The organism is Microcoleus sp. FACHB-672 (assembly GCF_014695725.1).
In the GTDB taxonomy this organism is placed as follows: Bacteria; Cyanobacteriota; Cyanobacteriia; order Cyanobacteriales; family Oscillatoriaceae; genus FACHB-68.
On sequence record NZ_JACJOU010000006.1, the window covers coordinates 1 to 19,909 of the forward strand.

Sequence of the window (19,909 nt, forward strand, 5' to 3'; positions counted from 1 at the left end):
TTAATCGGTGGTGCCGGCAGTGATCTCTTTGTCCTGAAAGTCGGTGCCGGCAGTGATACGATTACCGATTTCACGGATGGTGAAGATTTGCTGGGTTTAAGTGCCGGTTTAACTTTCGAGAATCTTACGATTACTGTGGGTAATAATGCCACTTTAATTCTTGCCGGTGATGAACTTCTCGCCACCCTTACTGGCTTGCAATCTAACTTAATTACTGCCAGTGATTTTGCTCTAATCTAGCCCCACATCAACTAAGGGCATGGGGTGAGTGGGTAAGCGGGTAGAAATGCCCCATGCCCCATTCCCCATGCCCAATGCCCAATGCCCAATGCCCGTAAGCACCCGGCCAGTTTTAGGATTCTTAACCGACTCATAGGTTTTTTAATAAATCTTCATAATTATAACGTGTAACAATATGTGAAATGAACTAAGAATGGGTCGCTCAAAAGGAGGCCATTGATGGTAGTGCTCACCGACCGAGTCCAACGCAGGCTGACGATAGAAACCGGCGAAATTTCCCAGGACACAACAACGATACGCTCATTAGACTGGGAGCGTGATCGTTTTGACATTGAATTCGGACTGCAAAACGGTACAACCTATAACTCCTACTTAATTCGGGGTGAGAAAACAGCTTTAGTAGACACATCCCATGAGAAATTCCGCCAGTTGTATCTAGACACTCTGCGCGGCATCATAGAACCCGCTGAAATTGATTATGTGATTATCAGCCACACGGAGCCAGACCATAGTGGTTTAGTCAAAGATGTCCTACAACTGGCACCGCAAGCCACAGTTGTTGGTGCAAAAGTTGCTATACAGTTTTTAGAAGATTTAGTTCACCAACCATTTCAACGCCAAATTGTCAAAAATGGCGACAAACTCGATTTAGGCAATGGCCACGTTTTAGAATTCGTCTCAGCCCCTAACCTGCACTGGCCCGATACAATTTTCACCTACGATCATAAAACCCAGGTTCTCTTTACCTGTGATGCCTTTGGGATGCACTATTGCTCTGATAAAACCTTTGACGAAGATTTAGCAGCCATTGAAGAAGATTATCACTTTTACTACGAGTGTTTAATGGCTCCTAATGCCCGTTCTGTCTTGGGTGCGATGAAGCGCATGGCAGACTTGGGAGAAATTACCACAATCGCCACCGGCCACGGCCCCTTGCTGCGTCATAACTTAGTAGAACTCACCGGACGTTACCGGCAGTGGAGTCAAGCGCAAGCCAAAGCAGAAACCACGGTTGCTGTCTTTTACTTCTCAGATTATGGCTATAGCGATCGCCTCAGCCAAGCAATCGCTTATGGGATCACCAAAACCGGCGTTGCCGTAGAAATGATGGATCTCAAATTTGCCGAACCTCAAGAAGCCAGGGAACTTGTCAGTCAGGCAGCTGGTATCGTGATCGGCGCACCCCCAACCAGTGGCTTTGGTGCTACTACTGCCGAAGCTGCGATTAGTACCATTTTGGCAGCCGTTACTAACAAGCAAAGCATTGGTTTGTTTGAATCTGGCGGTGGAGATGATCTATCGATTTATCCCCTGCGGAGTAAGTTCTTGGAGTTGGGTTTAAAAGAAGCATTTCCCAACATTCTAATTAAAGAAACGCCGACAGAAGGAACTTATAAACTGTGCGATGAAGCCGGCACCGACTTGGGACAATGGCTCACTCGCGATAAAGCTATCAAGCAGATGAAGTCCCTCGATAATGAACTTGATAAAGCCTTGGGGCGCATCAGCGGCGGGCTTTACATTATCACTGCCAAAAAAGCGGATGCCAGCAGTGCTATGTTAGCCTCCTGGGTTGCTCAAGCAAGTTTCAAGCCCTTCGGTTTAACGATTGCCGTTGCTAAAGATCGGGCAATTGAAGCGTTGATGCACGTCGGTGATCGCTTCGTTCTTAACGTACTGGAAGAAGGCAAGTATCAAGCGCTGATGAAGCATTTTCTCAAGCGTTTTCCCCCTGGTGCTGATCGGTTTGCCGGCGTGAATACCCAGTCGGCTAGCAATGATTGCCCAATTTTAACTGACGCGGTCGCCTATCTCGAATGTCAAGTTGCCAGCCGCATGGAGTGTTCAGATCACTGGATTGTTTACGCAACAATTGATACGGGTCGTGTGTCCAATCCTGATGCGCTGCCGGCAGTTCACCACCGGAAAGTTGGCAATCACTACTAACTTTTTGCAACCCAAAGGAACACAAAGGTTGCCCCCAATTAGTCAGTGATATTCAGCCAATGGAGATCCCCCCAGCCCCCTTTAATAAGGGGGCTAGGGGAATCGAGCTTTATCCAAGAAATATTAGCTTTTGCGAACCTTTGCGGTTTTAGCCTTTAAATAAACTTACCCAACTTCATCTATGACACCCGCAAAACCTCGTGATGTTCAAGTTCTCGCAACCGGCGAAGATACCAGAGTGCTACGTTCGCGTACCTGGGAAAGACTTAAATTTGAAGTTGAATATTCACTTCAACGAGGCACAACGGCAAATTCTTTCTTAATTGAAGCGGAAAAAACCGCTTTAATTGACCCGCCGGGTGAATCGTTTACTGAAATTTATTTATCGGCGTTGCAACAGCGCCTTGATTTGAAAAAGCTGGATTATGTAATTTTAGGACACGTCAATCCTAATCGGGGCGCAACGCTGACAGCTTTGCTAAAATTAGCCCCTCAAATTACATTTGTTTGCTCAAATCCCGCTGCGATCGCTTTGCGTGCTGCTTTACCAGATCAAACCTTGAATATCAGGGTTGTGCGGGGGGAAGAAACTTTAGATTTAGGAAAAGGGCATGAGTTGAAATTTATTACGACTCCGAGTCCACGCTGGCCTGATGGACTGTGTACTTACGACCCGAAAACGCAAATTCTCTACACAGATAAGTTATTTGGGGCGCACGTTTGCGGCGATCAGGTGTTTGATGAAGGGTGGAAAATATATAGTGAAGACCGGCGCTTTTATTTCGACTGTCTCCACGCTGCACAGGCGCGTCAGGTAGAAAGTGCTTTAGATAAAATTGCAGATTTGCCAGTGCGATTTTATGCCCCATCTCATGGCCCTTTGGTGCGCTATGGATTGACGGAACTTACCCATCTTTACCGGCAGTGGAGTCAAGATCAAAAATCTACAGACTTGACAGTTGCCCTGCTTTATGCATCTGCCTATGGCAACACGGCAACGTTAGCGCAAGCAATTGCAAAGGGCATAACCAAAGCAGGCGTGGGCGTAGAATTAATTAATTGCGAAGCAGTTGAGCCGGCAGAAATCCAAGAATCTATCGAAAAATGTGCTGGATTTATTATCGGTTCTCCTACACTTGGCGGTCACGCCCCAACTCAAATTCAAACCGCTTTGGGGGTTGTGCTTTCTAACGCAACGAAGACTAAATTAGCCGGCGTTTTTGGTTCCTACGGCTGGAGTGGTGAAGCGATTGATTTGTTAGAAAGCAAATTACAAGATGCTGGTTATAAGCTCGGTTTTGAACCAATTCGGGTGAAATTTAAACCCACCGATGTCACGTTACAACAATGCGAAGAAGCGGGAACAGATTTTGCTCAAGCCTTGATAAAATCCCAAAAACTTCGCGCACCGAAACAGTCCGTAAACGCTGCCCAATCGGATCGTACCGCGCAAGCAGTCGGTCGTCTTGTGGGTTCGCTTTGTGTCGTGGCAGCCAAGCGGGGAGAAGTAACGAGTGGAATGCTCGCTTCTTGGGTATCTCAAGCAACGTTTAATCCCCCTGGGTTAACGGTTGCGGTTGCTAAAGATCGCGCGATTGAATCTTTGATGCACAAGGGAGACAAATTTGTTTTAAATATCTTGGCTGAAGGGAAGCAATTGCGGAAACATTTTATGAAGTCTTTTGCACCGGGAGAAGACCGATTTGCCGGCTTAGAAACAAAAGAAGCTCACAACGGTTGTCCTATTTTAGACGGCGCTCTTGCTTATTTAGAATGCACTGTAGATAATCGCATGGAATGTGGGGATCACTGGCTGGTTTATGCGGTGGTTGAAAATGGTCAGGTGCAGCAACCTGCCGGCATGACAGCGGTGCAGCAGCGCAAAACAGGAAGCCATTATTAGGGGCAAGGCTTCGCCAACCTAAAGGTAGGGGGATAGGGCATGGGGCATGGGGAAGAGGGAAAGAATACTTAATCTTTATAGTGCCTCATCCCTCGTCCCCTCGTCTCTAGTAGTTTACAGCCGGCGAAATTCATTTTGCAATGCTCGATAGCGCGGATAACGTTGGCGAATAGCGTTAATATAATCTCGCCCGGTTTCTGGCGCTTTCAAAATGTCTTGATAAATCGATTTAATCGCGCCGGCATGACGGGCAGCCGTTCGATAGTGTTCGCGGCTTTGCAAGTCAATATAATGCTGCACTAGCTGCTCGTAAATCTTTAGGGATGCTTGGGGATAATGTTCTTTGACCCCTTCGGCAACTAAAACCTGCAACCGTTCAGCATGAAGGTGCCGATGTGCCAGTTGAATCGCGGCTTCCCAATCACTTTCAAATAAATAAATTTCCGCTAGCGTTTCAGGATTTCGCTTAGCAAATTCTAGTAGTTGGGGCTGTAATTCCTGCCACTGGTTTGCGGAAGCAGCAGTTTTAACTTGTTCGTACAAGTCCAGATTAACCCCACTATATTCTGCGGTTGCTATCAAAATGCGACAGAGGTTTTCGTGGTCGTGTTTTAGTGCGTAGTAATCTGCTAAAGTCCCTAATAATTCGCTGGGCTTAACCGATGAACCTAAGAATAAGATATCAAAACTATATCTCGGTTCGCGCCGTTTTTGAAGTAAAGAGGAAGCCCCACTTTCTAAAATAGCAATGTATTTTTGCTTGTCTTGTTTTTCCAGCCAGTAGTGAGCCAATTCTAAATACTGCTCTTCGGTTTTTAAATTCGCTTGTCGAATCCGCAGATAATTTTCTTCATCGCCTAATTTCAAGTAATAACCGGCACTTAACTCATTCGCTCTAGCATAATCACTGGTTTCTAATTGAGCCAGCAAATAGTGATAATCTTTCGTGCCGGCACTCAGGGTTGAAATTGCCTTTTCAATGGCATCACTCACCTCTCCATAACCGCACATCCGCCAGGTGAGAGCATTCACTAACGCATCAAAATAAGGCTGCTTTTCCTGATGAGATAAAGCACTTTGTCTGACTGCTTCAGCATAAAAGTTAATCGCCGCTTCAATTTGCTGCGTCCCCACCGGCACATTTTCATACTCAAATATCTGCTTGCCACAAAGGACAAGATGCCACAAAACCTCTATCCGCTCATTTAAAGGCAGGATTTTTGCGGCTTCAATCATGGGATCGAGTTCGGGATAGCTTTCATCCTCATCATATTCGGGATCTAAATAAGCATATCGAGTTGGAAACGCCGCAAAAAAATTAGAGATTTGCTGCTTGAGTTGCTGCACTTGTTCAGTTTTTCCCGGCTTCGGCGTGTAGCGAATATTCGCTAGCAGGGCGCGACTAAAATCTGGGCTATCGCTGGACAATGTCAAGACCAAATCTAGCAGCTCCTGATGCGACATTGCTGATAAAGTCTGTTTAAGAGCACCCGGTTTATACATATCAATCATGAGTCAACTCCGTTTGTTCACGTTTCCTGACAAATCAGACATTTAAGCGACGTTGCTGCCAAGAATGTCGATCTGATCTCTTGTGGCGACTGAAAGCGGCGAGTCTCACTCGCACATCAATGAACCTCGCCCACCACAAGCGTTTTGCCTGTCACGCGAGTTTCCATTTTAAAGCCCCTTTTCAGCGGGCTTTATTGACACAACCTCAATTTTTAATCGCCTGAGCGTTGTGCGGGTTTGTTGATCGTAAAGTAGCTGTCTGTTTATTGCAATCTATTATGCAAATAATGAATAGTATTAATGCATAATATCTACTTAGCCGGCATTGCCAATTATATTAAGTTGTAAATAGCGAATCATAAACTGCTGAGTAAAGAATCGCTTATCTTTTGGTAGATAACAGAAATTGTAATTAACCGAGGTCATCTAGAAAAAGCATAGAAAATCTTTGTCTTATCAATTTTTCCTGACAGTTTAAATAGTCTTAAATCTCCTAATTTCTAGATTATGACCGATTCAAAATCATTTTTATAGATAAAAAACTTATTTAATTTACTCTTTATTTCGGTTCAGAACTCACAGAATTTTCAACAGATGAGAGATGTTTTGGGGAGAAAATTGAGCGCCCTGCGATACTTTGAAAATAAAGGGTGCCGGCGGTAACAAGAAACAGAATATAACCAGCAGCTTGGGCGAGATAAAGCTTTGCTCGATAGCCGAATAAAGCTTTAAGAACAACACCGGGAAACTGGTTATCGGGCAATACATTCGTAAAATTCCAAAAAATCGGCCCTAGAATACAAGAAGGAGAACCCGCAAAGCAAAGGTTAGAAAATTGCGGTTGTAGCTGAGATAAAATACTGCCGGCAGCGTCAAATTTTTTCAGGGCGGAAATCACTAAGCCAGAAACAATAAGGAGGAGAAAAACGCCCATGATTTGGAAAAACCGGCGAATATTAATTTTGACGCCCCATTTAAACAACAGCACGCCAATACCGGCAGCCCCAGCCAAGCCGGCAAGCGAACCCAATGCCGGCATCAAGCCTTGCTGAAATTTAGCCACGATAAACAAAACGGTTTCAAAGCCTTCTCTTAAAACGGCGATGAAAATTAAGCCAAAAACCCCCCAGCCGGCTGCGGCAGTCTCTTGTTGCAAGGCAGCACTCACAGCCCCTTCAACTTCAGCTTTGAGAGATTTTGCCTGCTGAGTCATCCAAATCAGCATCCAACTAAGCATAGCAATCGCTACGACACTGAAACCGCCCTCCAACAAAGGTTCAACTACCGGCGCATAAGTCCAGTTGGAAGTGCGGAGGGTTTGCATTCCCCAACTGAACAAAATTCCTATCAACGCACTCGCAACAATTCCCGCAAGAATGCCGGCAAATACCCAAGAATTCAGCCGGCTGGCATTCGCTTTTTTCAAACAAGCCAGCACAATTCCCACCACTAAGGCAGCTTCAACACCTTCCCGCAGGGTGATGACAAAAGTAGGCAGGGCAGCACTAAAATCCATCGCTGTTTTGAGATTAAATGGCTATTGGCTAATCGCAAGAAATTCACTCACGATTAGCCGCGAATTGTGGCTGCATCTCAAATTTGTCACAATATTGGAGTGGGAGCATCTTGCTCCCTAATATGACAACACGCGGGCAAGATTCCCGCACTCCAAATTTACAAAAATGGGATGCTCCCGCGAATTGTTCACACTTAACTGTAATCGCGCAACATCTTTTTAATTTCAATATTGTGCATTTCTTCTGTGCCAATTTGCGTGCGAGCAAATTCTTCCAGATAAACGCTAGCATCCTCAACCGTATGGAGCAAGTCTTTATACATCTCCAAGGCTTTTCTCTCATGGTTGAGGCTTTCTTCCAAAATATCGCGCACAGCGTGTTTGTAGCTTTCCTCCATCGGTGCGATTCGCAGACTGGGATGCCCTTCTAAGCCGGTGAGAATTTCCCCCACCTGTTGCGCGTGAATTAAAGACTCAGAGGCTTGAGCCTTAAAAAAGTCTACAATCGGTATCCGATTTGGCCCTGTCACCATGAGGGAATAGTGGGTGTAGCGCACAACCCCTGCTAATTCAAATTCCATGATGGTATTTAGCAGGCTGATGGTTTTCTTTACGTCCAGCTCTTTCATTCGTTGTTTAGTGTCAGTGTTAAACACAGGATAACGGATACTGGATAAAGAATGAAGCCACAAATAGGAGATTTTTCTCGCTTAAATCTCCTATATGGTTTAATCGCGCTGAGAGCTTACAGATTCTTTCGCAGATTGCCGGCTTTTTAAGAAGGGGAAGAAGACACGATCGGCTAAGCTTTGGAAATAAATCCCGCCTATGGTAATTATAAATATCCCGTAACCCAGTGCTTGCACTAAAAACAGTTTGTCGGTATAGCCGAACAGAGCATTAAACAAAAGACCGGGAAAGCGATCTTCGGGTAAGATTTTAGTTGTATTCCAGACGATAGGGCCGAGAACGCAAGAGTGGACCTTGGCAAACCGTTCGTAATAAAAACAGAGGGATTGAGATTTGCGATCCATCTGTGCTAAGGCGTTAATGGCTGTGTCAAAATGTCCGAGGGAGGAAACAACCAGGCCGGCTACAATTAGCAGCAATAAGATGCCCATGTAGCGGAAAAATTGGCGGATATTGATTTTGACGCCCCATTTGAATAGCAAAACGCCAATTCCTGCCGCAACGCCTAACCCAACAAGCGCACCTAAAGCCGGAATAAAACCTTGTTGAAATTTTGCAACAACAAACAAAACCGTTTCAAAGCCTTCTCTTAAAACGGCAATGAAAATTAAGCTAAAAACCCCCCAACCGGCACGGCTATTGTTTTGAAGCGCAGCACTCACTGCGCCTTCTACTTGGGCTTTCATAAACCGCGCTTGCTTGGTCATCCACACCAACATCCAGCTGAGCATGATAATTGCTAGAACGCTGAATACGCCCTCTAGCAACGGCTCAATAATCGGTGCATATTGCTGGTTGGCAGTGCCTAAAGCTTGAATCATCACGCCAAACAGCAACCCCACCAGCGCACTCGCAACAATTCCTGCGATGACGCCGGCATAAACCCAAGGATTTAACTGGCTTGCTTTTGCTTTTTTCAAACAAGCCAGGACAATGCCCACTACGAGAGCAGCTTCAACCCCTTCTCGTAGGGTGATGACAAATGTAGGTAAAGCAGAACTAAAATCCATGATTTAGAAGGTTATTTCACCACTTTTTGGCTGTTCTGCCCAATGGTTGCAATCAATTGAGAAACCTGTTCTGGGGTTTTCACCGGCGCTGCGGGTGCAGTGACAGAAGGCCAAGCTTTTGTGAGTTCACTCAAGCTAGTTTGAATCTGTTTATGAGCATCTGGGTTTTCTTTAGCCACTTGCTCAGAAATATTTTTATACAGCGTATTGGCATAGTTCACAAAGCCGCGAGAATCTTGATACTCAATATCGGCGGTAATTTTATTATTAGCAACTGCTGCTCCATATTCAGCATCAGCCGCTTCTAACAATCCATTGATGACTTGCAACACAAATTTAGGAGATGTGCGTTGCGCTTCTGGAAGTCCCTCAATTGCTCCATCTACCGCTTGCATGGAAGTCTCAAAATTCGCTCCAACTTTTTCATTCTTAGGATTTGATTTGAGTTGATCTTGCAACCCAATTAAAGTTGTTTTAAATTCTTTAACGTTGCGTTCTTGCAGTTGTTCTTCCACATCCACGTAAATTTCTTCAACGGGGTGGCCGATATGAGGTTCGGCTTGTTCGGGTTTTTGTTGATCTAAAAGTTCTTTGGCAACGATCAGGTGTCCTTTCATTAGACCTAATTTGGTCATATAATCGACATCTTTCGCTTCGCCGGTGAGAACAATATCTTCAATGGTGACCTGATCTTTAATTTGGTCAAATTGTTGCTGATTAATGACTTTTTTAGAAACTAAGTCCTCTGGAGAACCATAAGGACGACTCGCTTGAATTTTATTAGACAGCGCCGGCACACCTAGTTGCGCTTCAAATTTATCTAACTCAGACAGAATAGCGGTGTTAATGTTAACTTTCTTCTTGCCGCCGGCATGACCACTGTGATCCGTTGTTTCCGTATTCGTTGCGGCAGTTGTTGCTGCCGGCGTTGTTTCAGTCGCGGTGTTATTAGTGGTATTAGCATCATTACAACCGACAAGCGTTACTAAGCCGGCAGTTGCAACAGTCAGAAATAAAGAGCGAAAGCCTAACATAGGATTAATTTCACAAAATTTACACGAACTTGCAAAAAAGGCTTCTAACAGCAGGATGATATAGAACCTTTGCGGAATTCATTCTCTAGCTAGTGAGAAATTTTGTCAACTGATACCTGCAAATTCCCAAAAACCCGCAACTAAGCCGGTTTAATCACCTCAAACTGCCCCATACAGCCGTGTTCAGCCATCGCATCCTGGTGAGGGTGAAACATAAATTTCCCTGGATATTTAAACGAGAACTCCAGAATGTGCCGTTCAGCTGTGCCCATTGTAATCACATCCGTTTCTTCAGCCGGCGTAAGCGTGCGACCTGTGCGGTAAACCTGAAACATATTGGCGTGTAAGTGAAACGTCGCCGCCACATCAAACTCAATCATGTTCAGCACATACAGCCGAATCAGCTGATTTTGATAAATCGGGATCGGATGGTGGTGGTAATAGTCCGGAATTCCATTAAAGGCGTAAAGTTCATTTTTCTCGTCGTCATTTACGTCATAGCCGGCCATGATCAGCACCATTTCATCAGCAGGTGGGCGATCTGCCGGCGGATCGACAATAAACATCCCATACAAACCTTTATTAATGTGGCGCGTCACCGGCTCAATATGGCAGTGATAAAGATGGACGCCGTAGGGTTCGGCATCAAACTCGTAAATCGTCGCCGCGCCGTGGCGAATCGGTTTCACTCCATCCATTTCTGAGGGGTGAACCCCATGAAAGTGCAGCGAGTGAGAATGTCCCCCCTGATTTAAAAATAGAACCCGCACGCGATCACCTTGCCGCGCCCGCAGAGTTGGCCCAGGTACGCGATTGTTAACATTCCATGTGTTAAACGTTACAGCGCTGTTTAACGCAATCGTAGAGGTGCCGGCAATTAGCTGAAATTCCCGAACCGTTCGCCCATTTACTTTCTTAACAGTCCCCCAGTCAAAATCCCGTAGCATCGCCATTGGGTGCATCGTGTCGTTAATTGCCGGCGCGTTGCTAGGGAGGGGCGGCACTTTCGCCTGGGCCAGTTTTTGGCGCTGACCCAACAGTTGAGGCAACGCAATCGCTGCGCCACTCATCCCGATGCCGGCGATTCCGAATTGCAGCAATCTGCGACGATTTAAAAGGAATGGTTTCCGGTCAAGCATTGGTTGAGTAGGGGAAGGATGGGGTGAAGCTGAGGGTTTGGCGCTGATTTCGTAAGTTAGGATAAATCAGTGTTAATTCAAGCCTCTATTTAAAAATAGTAGCAATAAGCATCTGGTATTTTTGCCATTAAGCCTCTGTATTTGACGGTTATACAAGCCGAGAGAGTTTCTGCTTAAGGCACTTGCTCAATATGCCAGAAGGTAATAAATAAAGCAATTTTAAGCAAAACAGCGGCTTCTGACTTCAGCAGCCGGTGAAAGCTTGGTTTCCAGAAAAATCTGTAATTAGCGGCTCAGTTTTAGACGAAATTGATTTTACAATTAATGAAACTATTTAGCAACTGTGGCGAAAAGCCTGACAAAGCTAAAGTGAATTGTTTATAAGTATTCTCAATAATTTCTTTAGAATTAAGGCGATGTGGCTTAGAAACAGCGACAGACCGTTATTAATAAGCGAGCTGAAGCAAGCAGCAACTGCCGGTAAATACCCCTAGAGGGGATTGTCAAGTTCTCTAAAACCCTGTTAGTTGATTTCTGTAGACTAAATAACCGGAATTTTCAGGATCAGGGAACACTAATGCACATTCCTGATGGTTTTGTTTCTTTGCCCGTTGCAGCCGCAACGGGCATCGCCAGCGCAGCAGCCGTGGCAGTATCTCTGGCACGTTCTCGCGAAGCGTATGGGATTCGACAAGCACCCATTTTGGGTTTAACCACTGCCTTTATCTTTGCCGCCCAGATGATTAATTTTCCCGTTGCGGGGGGCACCAGCGGCCACCTGTTGGGAGGAACCCTAGCCGCCGTGATGCTGGGGAGTCCTTGGGCGGGTACGTTGTGCATCACCACCGTTTTAATCATTCAAGCCATCTTATTTGCCGATGGCGGCGTCACGGCCTTGGGGGCGAACGTGTTGAACATGGGGTTCATTGGCGTCTGGGTGGGCTGGACACTCACGCAAGTCTTGCAACGACTGCTGGGCGGATCGAGAAGCCGGCTGCCCTTAGCTGCCGGGATCGCTGCCGCTGTCAGTGTGGTCGCAGCAGCCGTGTTTTGTGCCATTGAATTGGTGCTTTCCGGCACAGCAGCGTCCAGCTTCGTGATCCCGGCAATGAGTGGCGTTCACATCCTGATTGGAGTGGGCGAAGGTGTGATCACCGGCGGCGTGCTTTCTTACCTAGCAACCGCACGTCCCGACTTGCTACCAGGGGAACAGCCGCAATTAGATAAATGGGTTGTGCCGATTGTCAGCGTTTTGCTCATCGCTGGCGTCCTTTCCCTCGCCGCCTCTGGTTGGCCCGATGGCTTAGAAAAAGTGGCCGAAGACTTAGGTTTTATCGAGTTAGCTGACAATGTGCGAGTGCCGATTCCCACTCCCTTTGCGGATTACGGCATCGAAGGATTAGGGCCGGTGGGTACTAGCATTGCCGGCATTTTGGGAAGTGGTGCGTCCTTTGGGGTGGCTTTTGGACTCGCCCAGCTAGTTAAACCCAAAGATGCGTAAAAGCGAGATAATGGGTCACTCCTTCCCGATTATATTTCGACTGCGGCTGTCGCTGATTGCTGTCATCGGGGCAGCTTTATTAAAAATCGGCACTTGGCCCTTACTCGGCGTCTATGGCGCATTTGCGCTTTTGTGGGCGTTCGTGTTGCGGACGCCATTGAAAGCCCTCACCCAATTGCTGGGGGCAGAATTAATCTTCCTCAGCTTAATGGCGTTGCCCTTGGGTTGGGAACGCGCTAGTTATTTGCTCGTTCGTTCCCTGATTTGTCTGCTGATCGTCAATAGCTTTTTATTAAGTTTGCCGCCTCACAGTTTTGGAATTGCACTGAAAGGCTTACCCCTACCGGCAGGTTTGCAGCAAAGTGTACTTTTAGCGGGACAATATCTAGAAATTTTGCTCTCAGAAGTCACCCGGATGCAACGCGCCGCCCAGTGTCGCGGATTATCTGGCCCTGCCGGCTGGTTGCGCTACGCCAGCGCTGCTATGATCGGGGCGCTTTATATCCGCACCCTCGACCGTGCAGAACGCGTTTATGGTGCAATGCTTTCTCGTGGCTATCAGGGCGAACTGCCGGTTGATGCCAAACCCACACCCAAAGAACTTGCCGGTTTATTAGGGGCTGCCTCCATTGCCGGTGGATTAACTTTAGCTTCTTACTTAAAATTTTGAGTTTCCCAACTTCCTATCCCCAAACTCCAACTGCTCATTCTCGCGAGGCCGGCCTTGTTGTTAAGGATTTAGTCTTTGCTTATCCCAAACAAGAGCCGGTTTTGCGTAGCGTTTCTTTTACCCTCAATCAAGGTGAGCGAGTCGCGCTTCTCGGCCCGACAGGTTGTGGAAAAAGCACTTTATTAGACCATTTAATTGGTTTAAAACAAGCTAAATCGGGTGAAATTTGGATTCAAGGAACGCGCCTAGAACCGGCAACCTTGCCCCAAGTGCGCCGGCAAGTTGGTTTTTGTTTTCAAGACGCGAATGATCAGCTATTCATGCCAACTATTTTAGAAGACATTACTTTCGGGCCACGCAACTACGGAGTGCCGCCGGCAATTGCGGTTGATAAAGCCCGTCAGTTGTTGGCAGAATTTGGTTTAGAAGCCTGTGCAAATCGTTCTGCACACGAACTTTCTGGCGGTCAAAAACGCTTAGCGGCACTTGCTGCAATTCTGGCATTAGAACCTTCCGTTTTAATTTTAGATGAACCCACAACCGGCCTTGATCCGGCGTGGCGGCGTCACTTAGCAAAGGTGCTATGTCAGCTGCCGGTGCAGGTGCTTTTAATTGCTTCCCATGATTTAAATTGGATTCGCAAAACAACTGACAGGGCGATGGTGATGGGTCAAGGTGAGATTAAGCTAGACCGGCCCACTCAGGAATTATTGCAAGATGGGGCGACCCTTGAGGCTTACGGGCTGCCGGTGGATTATTAAATAACCTGACTTCGGGATAAGGAAGGGACAAGCGAGTCAGCTAAAAGTTATCACACAACAGCAATACTTGCTCGTCCCATGCTTAGTCTAGAAGAACTATTTTGCTCTGTCGATGATTTGCGCCCTTCTTTTTGAACCTGTGTGGCATAAACAACTGATGGGGGATGGACTAATCCCTCTTTTGTTACTTCAGGGAGAGTAAAATAAGAACAGCATTCCCAAACCCATGAGCGATGATGGTTACAGCCCGTCGTCCAGCCTCTCCCACGCTCAAGTTCATCGATGAATATTGTCAAAACTATCAAGACTTGTTTTCTCAAGTGAGAAATTATGAAGCATTTAAGCTCTTACATCTAGGACTACTATCAGAACTGCCTCGCAAATCCTTACCTAAAATAGCGAGAGCTGTGGGATTATCCAATAGTCAATCCCTACACCATTTTTTAAGGGATTCAACCTGGTCAAGTCCAGCTTTAACACAGAGGCGGTTGCAGCTGATTCTTCAATTAATAGGAGAGACAGAAATTATCTTATGTATTGATGAAACCAGAGATGAGAAAAAAGGCCAAGCAACAGACTATGTAGCTAAACAGTACCTTGGCAATTTAGGGAAGACAGAAAGAGGGATTGTATCCGTTAATGCTTATGGGTTAGTGGACACAATCACTTATTCGTTGCTGTTTAAGAATTTCAAACCCAGAGCCTGCTTAAAGCCGGGGGATACTTATAAAAGTAAACCCCAGTTAGCCAGAGAAATCATCTGTGAACTCAAAGCACTGGGATTTCGCATAAAACTCGTTTTAGCCGTTGGATTGAATACGGCTTTAAACAAGTCAAGAACCAGCTAGGATGGGCTGATTATCGCTTGACAGATTATGCCAGTATCTAACGCTGGTGGGAACTGGTTTTTAGTGCTTACTTCCTAGTCAGTCTAAAGACCTAGAATTTTCAAACTTTGGCGGATGAACCTCTCTGTTCTCAATCGACTCAGTTAACCGCTCCATCTCAGTTGATTGCCAAATTTCGACAACATCGTTGGTGGGAGCATGGCACAACTTGGAAGAGTGCACTCAACAATATCAGATTAATCATTCAGCCCTTCCTTTTTTACTGTTTAATCTCTCCTTGGTTAGAGGTCTTTTAGGCGAATTCCGGCAAATTTTGGACACTTTTCCCGCTTGTTCTACACCTTTTTGGACTACCTATTCCGTTGTTGCCTAACTTTTACTCTCTCTCAAGTAACAAAAGAGGGAGAACTTTCTGCGTCGGTCTTCACAGATTATTCAAGTTGTAAAGACTCGCGCTATTGTTTCTAATTTTACTGTTTTTTGGGCTTGAATCATGTTGATTAGAAGCAGCAATTTTAGGAGCTAGGCGCGACCCAGTTGCTTCTCGGGATGCTCGTGATAGAATTGAATTGTAGCGTTTCTCATAATTGTGAGATACACTTGGATTCAAGTTTATCCATTATAAAAATCAGTGATGAAACCTTACTCAATAGAGTTTCGCTAAAAAATCATTGAAGTTTATAAACAAGGAAATATTTCGATTAGGAAGCTCGCTCAACGTTTTTGTGTAGCCCCAAGTTTTATTCAAAAATTACTCAAACAATATAAAGAAACGGGAAATATTCATCCTCGCCTTCCAGGAAGAAGTCCTGCACCTAAGCTTAAGGAAGAGCAATTAATTGATTTAATAGAAATCATCGAGACCCATAATGATGCCACCCTTGTAGAACTTTGTGACTTGCTAGAAGAGAAGGTTCAAGTTAAAGTGAGTCGAGCCGCAAAAGAGAAGGAAAAAGTTCAAACACAGCGACTCGAATTTTGGTCAGTTATCAGAAATATCCGAGTAGAAGACCTAATTTTTCTGGACGAAGCCGGAATGAAACTAGCAATGGTTAGGCTCTATGCTATAGCTTTAAAAGGAAAAAGATCCAGAGGTAAAAAGGCCCAAAAAAGAGACAGGAATATTTCTTTAATTTCGGCGATATCAGTTAAAGAAGTGCTAGTATTAGAAAATATTTATGGGGCAGTAGATGGCGCGACGTTTGAAGCTTTTATCTTTCTCAAGTTAATTCCTAAGCTCGGGAAAAATGCCTGTGTTGTCATGGATAATGCTAAAATCTATTATGGGTAAATGGTCAGAGAACTTATTGAACAAGCCGGAGTAAGACTGATTTATTTACCTCCTTATTCACCAGAATTCTCCCCTATTGAAAATTTTTGGTTAAAAGTTAAAGCCCTCTTGAAAAAGACAGCAGCGAGAACTTACAAAGATTTAATTGAGGCTATCGTTAATGCAAGGTTTCAGCTTTCTTGTTACCCCCCCCCCAGCAAGTAGAGATAGAGTTTTGCTTCTACAACACCAAGACCCTAACTTAAATCATCTAGTAAATCAGCCATTACTTCAATCGGCTCCCTCTTCGATTCAACCTTTACTTCGATTCAGTTCTGCGGCTATAGAAGCCAATGTTTTAACGGCTTTTTCCATTGGTGACCGGCTTACAATTACCAGTATTTCCCCAATCTCTGTGTCTATGGCTTTTAACATTAGTTGCTGTGGCTCGTCAATCAGCAGTACCCGATTTGGTTCCAATCGCATGAGTTCCGCTGACCCCAGCCACTGATAAGGAAACACCACGACTAATCCTCCGCTGGAATCAATCAGTCAAGTGGTTAGATAGAGAGGGCTAGAATCCTGGTTTGTGACCGGACAGTAAAACACTTGGTTAAGTGGTAAATTTTTTAAATAAGTTTGTTCTCATTCCTGACGATTACTTCTGCCTTGAGCCGTAGAAGTCCTGGTAAGAATGGGAATTTGAACGGGTAAATTGGCATTTGAATGAGAGTTCGCGGCAACTTGGTTGAGACCGGCTTGATTAGCAACAGTCGCAACAATCACGCCAGTCCTGAGGCGTACAGAGCAGAATGGTTAGAAATCTTTTCATTTTAATAGCCTTCCTGTGTGTTCTACTGGGCTATATCTTCACTCAGGCTGAGGATATGTATTTTTTAATCCAGAACGGGGTATCTCATATCTTGCGACAGACTGAAGTCATGTCTTTGTCAATCATGATATGACAGAGTTATCGAGCGTATTGAGCAATTTTTGAATTCGTGTCTCACCGGCAAGGAAACTTTTCATGAAGGAATTGGAGGGCCAAACAGCCTCACAAACGGCGGACGAGGCAGCAGTTGAGCGAGGCATTGCTGAAGCCGACGAACACTTGCTTGAGCTTGTGCGGGGACTCGATGCCATTGTGTGGGAAATGGATGCTGCCACATGGAAGTTTACCTTCGTCAGTGATCGCGCCGAAGTAATTCTTGGCTACCCTATCAGTCAGTGGGATGAGGAACCTAATTTCTGGCAAAACCGGCTCCTCCATCCAGAAGATCGCAACGGGTGCGTTGAGTTGTTTATGTGCGCCATCAGTGAAGGGCTAGATCGCCAATTTCAATACCGGGCAATTGCCGCTGATGGGCGCACTGTCTGGCTCAAAGATTGCCTGCAAGTTGTGCGCGACAAAAGCGGATGCGTCAAGCTACTGCGCGGCGTTGCGGTTGATATTACCCAAGAAAAACTCACTGAAGAAGAAAATCAGCAACTTTTGCAAGAACGCTATGCGCGGGTTGAAGTTGAGAAGGTGCAAGAAGCCCTTCACAAAAGTGAGGAACGCTATCGTTGTCTCGTTGAAGCGATCTCTCAAATTATCTGGGATACCTCAGCCGAGGGTGAATTCGTTAACCCGCAGCCTGGTTGGAGTGCTTTCACCGGCCTAAGTTTTGAGGAGTCGAAAGGCTGGGGGTGGCTCAATGCCATTCACCCGGACGATCAAGCGCACACTGCCGCCATGTGGTCTGCTTCCCTTGCCAACCGCACCTTCTACGAAGTCGAGCAGCGGCTACGACGTTACGATGGCGAATACCGAGATATGAGCGTGCGGGCAGTGCCGGTGTTGGAACCCGACGGTAGTGTTCGAGAGTGGGTTGGGGTTCACACCGATATTACTGACCGCAAACGCGCTGAAAACGCCCTCAAGGAAAGTGAACACCGTTACGCACAGATCCTTGATTCATTGCAAGATATGGTGTTTTGTAAAGCTCCCAACTCCGTCATTGTCTACGCCAATAAAGCTGCTTGCAACTACTATGGAATGACTCAGGAGGAGCTTCGCGGCATCACAGACGTACCTTTCAATGAACTCGATTATACGCAGCAAGACCTTAAAGACGACTTGCAAGTTTTCACAACCGGCCAGCCGGTTGAAATTTTAGAAGAACCCAACGTTCGCGCAGATGGGCAAACACGTTTCTTCCACACAATTAAATGTCCTATCTTTGATACAAACGGCAATGTTGTTGAAATTGTAGGCGTTTCTCGCGACATCACCGAACGCAAGCAAGAAGGGGAGGTGCGAGATCGAGCTTTAGCTGAAGCCGAAGCAGCACGTGCTGATTTGCAACGGGTTTTTATGCAAGCACCGGCAGCGATTGCAACCACCCGTGGGCCAACCCATATTACTGAAACGATTAACCCGTTATATATGCAGATTTTGGGTAATCGCAATATCATTGGAAAGCCGGCTCGTGAGGCATTTCCAGACTTGGAAGGGCAAGGTTTCTTCGAGTTATTAGATCAAGTTTATACCACTGGAATCGCCTTTGTCGGCAACGAGATGCCGGCATTTTTCGACCGTAAAGGGGATGGGGTTTTAGAAGAAAGCTTTTGGAATTTTGTCTACCAGCCCTTATTCGATGCTAACAATCAAGTTTATGGCATTATGGCCCACGCCGTAGAAGTTACTGACCAAGTACGAGCTAGACAAGAAATTGAGAAAAAGGCAGAAGAACTTGCTAGTCTGAGCGAAGCCTTAGAGCGTAGCAATCAAGAATTAGAGCAGTTTGCTTATGTCACTTCTCATGATTTAAAAGCGCCCCTGCGAGGCATTGCAAGTTTATCGGAATGGATAGAAGAAGACCTGGCAGAACATCTCACTAAAGAATCCCGCGAACACATGATTTTGCTGCGCGGGCGAGTTCACCGCATGGAAGCTTTGATTGAGGGAATTTTGCTGTATTCCCGGGCCGGTCGTCTGCAAGTTTTAGAAACAGTAAATGTTAAGACTTTGTTATCTGGAGTGATAGATTTGTTGGCACCACCTCCTGAAGCAAAGATTATCGTTGAGCCGGAAATGCCTATACTAAAAACTGAGCGTGTGCCATTGCAGCAAGTATTTTTGAATTTAATTCACAATGCGCTCAAGCACTCACGAAAACATGATATTTGTGTGCGAGTGGGAGGACGCAAAGTTGGAAAATGTTATGAGTTCTGTGTGTCTGATAATGGCCCTGGAATTGCGCCTGAGTACCATCAAAAAATTTGGGTAATCTTTCAAAGGCTGGAATCGCGAGATAAGCACGAAGGCACCGGCATCGGTCTTTCGGTGGTGAAGAAAATTATTGAAAGCCGAGGCGGCAAGGTTTGGATTAAGTCTGAAGCAGGTGCCGGCGCAACTTTCTATTTTACATGGCCTAAAGATTTATCCGGAAAATTATAATTTGTTGAGAGTTTATAAAAAGTAAAATACGCTTCAATTTTTAGGCAGAGTCTTGGTGAGGGTTATCTTTCATCATTTCCCGAATATCATCAAGCGGTGATTCGGGTTCATCTGGATAAAATATTAGAACTAATTTAATTTTACTTTGCCTTTACGCCATTTTGAAGCACCCAATTTTAGTAATTCACAAGGCACTCCTTCATTTAGGAATTTTCGCGAACCTCCTATGGCATAATCAGCGAAAACTTTTTGTAAAGATTGAAGGAAGTCATAAATTTTAAACATAGGATAGGAATGACATTGAGCCATATCTTTTTTATCAAATAAATTTAAAACATCATCTTTATTATTTTCATTTAACACTTCAAATTCATCATTTATGTTAATTTCCAGCAGTTTTAGTTAAAATTGATAAAAACATTGTAC

General features: G+C 45.3%; 16 protein-coding genes and 2 pseudogenes. 9 read left to right on the plus strand and 9 right to left on the minus strand.

Annotated elements, in window-relative coordinates:
• The 3 genes and pseudogenes from H6F56_RS02750 to H6F56_RS02760 all read left to right on the plus strand — a co-directional run.
• Nucleotides 1-240 (plus strand): annotated as a pseudogene (locus H6F56_RS02750) (calcium-binding protein); the annotation flags it as partial.
• A gap of 219 nt (nucleotides 241-459) precedes the next feature.
• Nucleotides 460-2,187 (plus strand): diflavin flavoprotein, encoded by a 1,728-nt coding sequence (locus H6F56_RS02755; RefSeq protein ID WP_190665333.1) that lies wholly within the window; start codon nucleotides 460-462, stop codon nucleotides 2,185-2,187.
• Between the two features lie 181 nt (nucleotides 2,188-2,368).
• Nucleotides 2,369-4,090 carry a diflavin flavoprotein gene (locus tag H6F56_RS02760; protein ID WP_190665334.1) on the plus strand — a complete coding sequence of 574 codons (1,722 nt, stop codon included), beginning with the start codon at nucleotides 2,369-2,371 and terminating at the stop codon, nucleotides 4,088-4,090.
• 114 nt (nucleotides 4,091-4,204) lie between these two features.
• Here H6F56_RS02760 and H6F56_RS02765 read toward each other — a convergent pair whose 3' ends face one another.
• The 6 genes from H6F56_RS02765 to H6F56_RS02790 form a co-directional block, all read right to left on the minus strand.
• On the minus strand, nucleotides 4,205-5,602 hold the full coding sequence (locus H6F56_RS02765; protein ID WP_190665335.1) for a hypothetical protein: 1,398 nt from the start codon (nucleotides 5,600-5,602) through the stop codon (nucleotides 4,205-4,207).
• A 559-nt stretch (nucleotides 5,603-6,161) separates the two neighbouring features.
• Entirely contained in the window at nucleotides 6,162-7,118 is a 957-nt protein-coding gene (locus tag H6F56_RS02770; RefSeq protein WP_190665336.1) for an FTR1 family iron permease, read from the minus strand.
• A gap of 194 nt (nucleotides 7,119-7,312) precedes the next feature.
• Nucleotides 7,313-7,747, minus strand: a complete 435-nt coding sequence (locus tag H6F56_RS02775) for a ferritin-like domain-containing protein (protein WP_190665337.1) — start codon at nucleotides 7,745-7,747, stop codon at nucleotides 7,313-7,315.
• Nucleotides 7,748-7,846: 99 nt separating this feature from the next.
• Nucleotides 7,847-8,818, minus strand: a complete 972-nt coding sequence (locus tag H6F56_RS02780; RefSeq protein ID WP_190665338.1) for an FTR1 family iron permease — start codon at nucleotides 8,816-8,818, stop codon at nucleotides 7,847-7,849.
• A gap of 11 nt (nucleotides 8,819-8,829) precedes the next feature.
• Nucleotides 8,830-9,852, minus strand: a complete 1,023-nt coding sequence (locus H6F56_RS02785) for a helix-hairpin-helix domain-containing protein (RefSeq protein ID WP_190665339.1) — start codon at nucleotides 9,850-9,852, stop codon at nucleotides 8,830-8,832.
• Nucleotides 9,853-9,992: 140 nt separating this feature from the next.
• Nucleotides 9,993-10,991, minus strand: a complete 999-nt coding sequence (locus H6F56_RS02790) for a multicopper oxidase domain-containing protein (protein ID WP_190665340.1) — start codon at nucleotides 10,989-10,991, stop codon at nucleotides 9,993-9,995.
• A 577-nt stretch (nucleotides 10,992-11,568) separates the two neighbouring features.
• Here H6F56_RS02790 and H6F56_RS02795 point away from each other — a divergent pair.
• The 5 genes and pseudogenes from H6F56_RS02795 (at nucleotide 11,569) to H6F56_RS02815 (ending at nucleotide 16,266) form a co-directional block, all read left to right on the plus strand.
• Nucleotides 11,569-12,492: an energy-coupling factor ABC transporter permease gene (locus H6F56_RS02795; protein WP_190665341.1), complete on the plus strand. Its 924-nt coding sequence runs from the start codon at nucleotides 11,569-11,571 to the stop codon at nucleotides 12,490-12,492.
• 10 nt (nucleotides 12,493-12,502) lie between these two features.
• Nucleotides 12,503-13,162 carry an energy-coupling factor transporter transmembrane component T family protein gene (locus H6F56_RS02800; RefSeq protein WP_199312550.1) on the plus strand — a complete coding sequence of 220 codons (660 nt, stop codon included), beginning with the start codon at nucleotides 12,503-12,505 and terminating at the stop codon, nucleotides 13,160-13,162.
• The gene (locus H6F56_RS02805) at nucleotides 13,159-13,923 is read left to right on the plus strand and encodes an energy-coupling factor ABC transporter ATP-binding protein (protein WP_190665342.1); all 765 of its coding nucleotides are present in this window, start codon (nucleotides 13,159-13,161) and stop codon (nucleotides 13,921-13,923) included. The genes H6F56_RS02800 and H6F56_RS02805 overlap by 4 nt, the downstream gene beginning before the upstream one ends.
• Before the next feature lie 233 nt (nucleotides 13,924-14,156).
• Nucleotides 14,157-14,771, plus strand: a complete 615-nt coding sequence (locus H6F56_RS02810) for a transposase (protein WP_190665343.1) — start codon at nucleotides 14,157-14,159, stop codon at nucleotides 14,769-14,771.
• A gap of 667 nt (nucleotides 14,772-15,438) precedes the next feature.
• Nucleotides 15,439-16,266 (plus strand): annotated as a pseudogene (locus H6F56_RS02815) (IS630 family transposase).
• Nucleotides 16,267-16,353: 87 nt separating this feature from the next.
• On the opposite strand, the gene H6F56_RS02820 reads toward H6F56_RS02815, so the two are convergent.
• Both H6F56_RS02820 and H6F56_RS02825 read right to left on the minus strand, forming a co-directional pair.
• Nucleotides 16,354-16,566, minus strand: coding sequence for a hypothetical protein (locus tag H6F56_RS02820; protein ID WP_190665344.1), 213 nt, complete (start codon nucleotides 16,564-16,566; stop codon nucleotides 16,354-16,356).
• Nucleotides 16,567-16,686: 120 nt separating this feature from the next.
• On the minus strand, nucleotides 16,687-16,827 hold the full coding sequence (locus H6F56_RS02825; protein ID WP_190665345.1) for a hypothetical protein: 141 nt from the start codon (nucleotides 16,825-16,827) through the stop codon (nucleotides 16,687-16,689).
• A 241-nt stretch (nucleotides 16,828-17,068) separates the two neighbouring features.
• On the opposite strand from H6F56_RS02825, the gene H6F56_RS02830 reads away from it, so the two are divergent.
• Entirely contained in the window at nucleotides 17,069-19,483 is a 2,415-nt protein-coding gene (locus tag H6F56_RS02830) for a PAS domain-containing sensor histidine kinase (RefSeq protein ID WP_190665346.1), read from the plus strand.
• 129 nt (nucleotides 19,484-19,612) lie between these two features.
• Here the strand turns inward: H6F56_RS02830 and H6F56_RS02840 are convergent, their stop codons facing one another.
• Nucleotides 19,613-19,846 (minus strand): KGK domain-containing protein, encoded by a 234-nt coding sequence (locus H6F56_RS02840; RefSeq protein ID WP_190665347.1) that lies wholly within the window; start codon nucleotides 19,844-19,846, stop codon nucleotides 19,613-19,615.
• Nucleotides 19,847-19,909 lie beyond the last annotated feature (63 nt).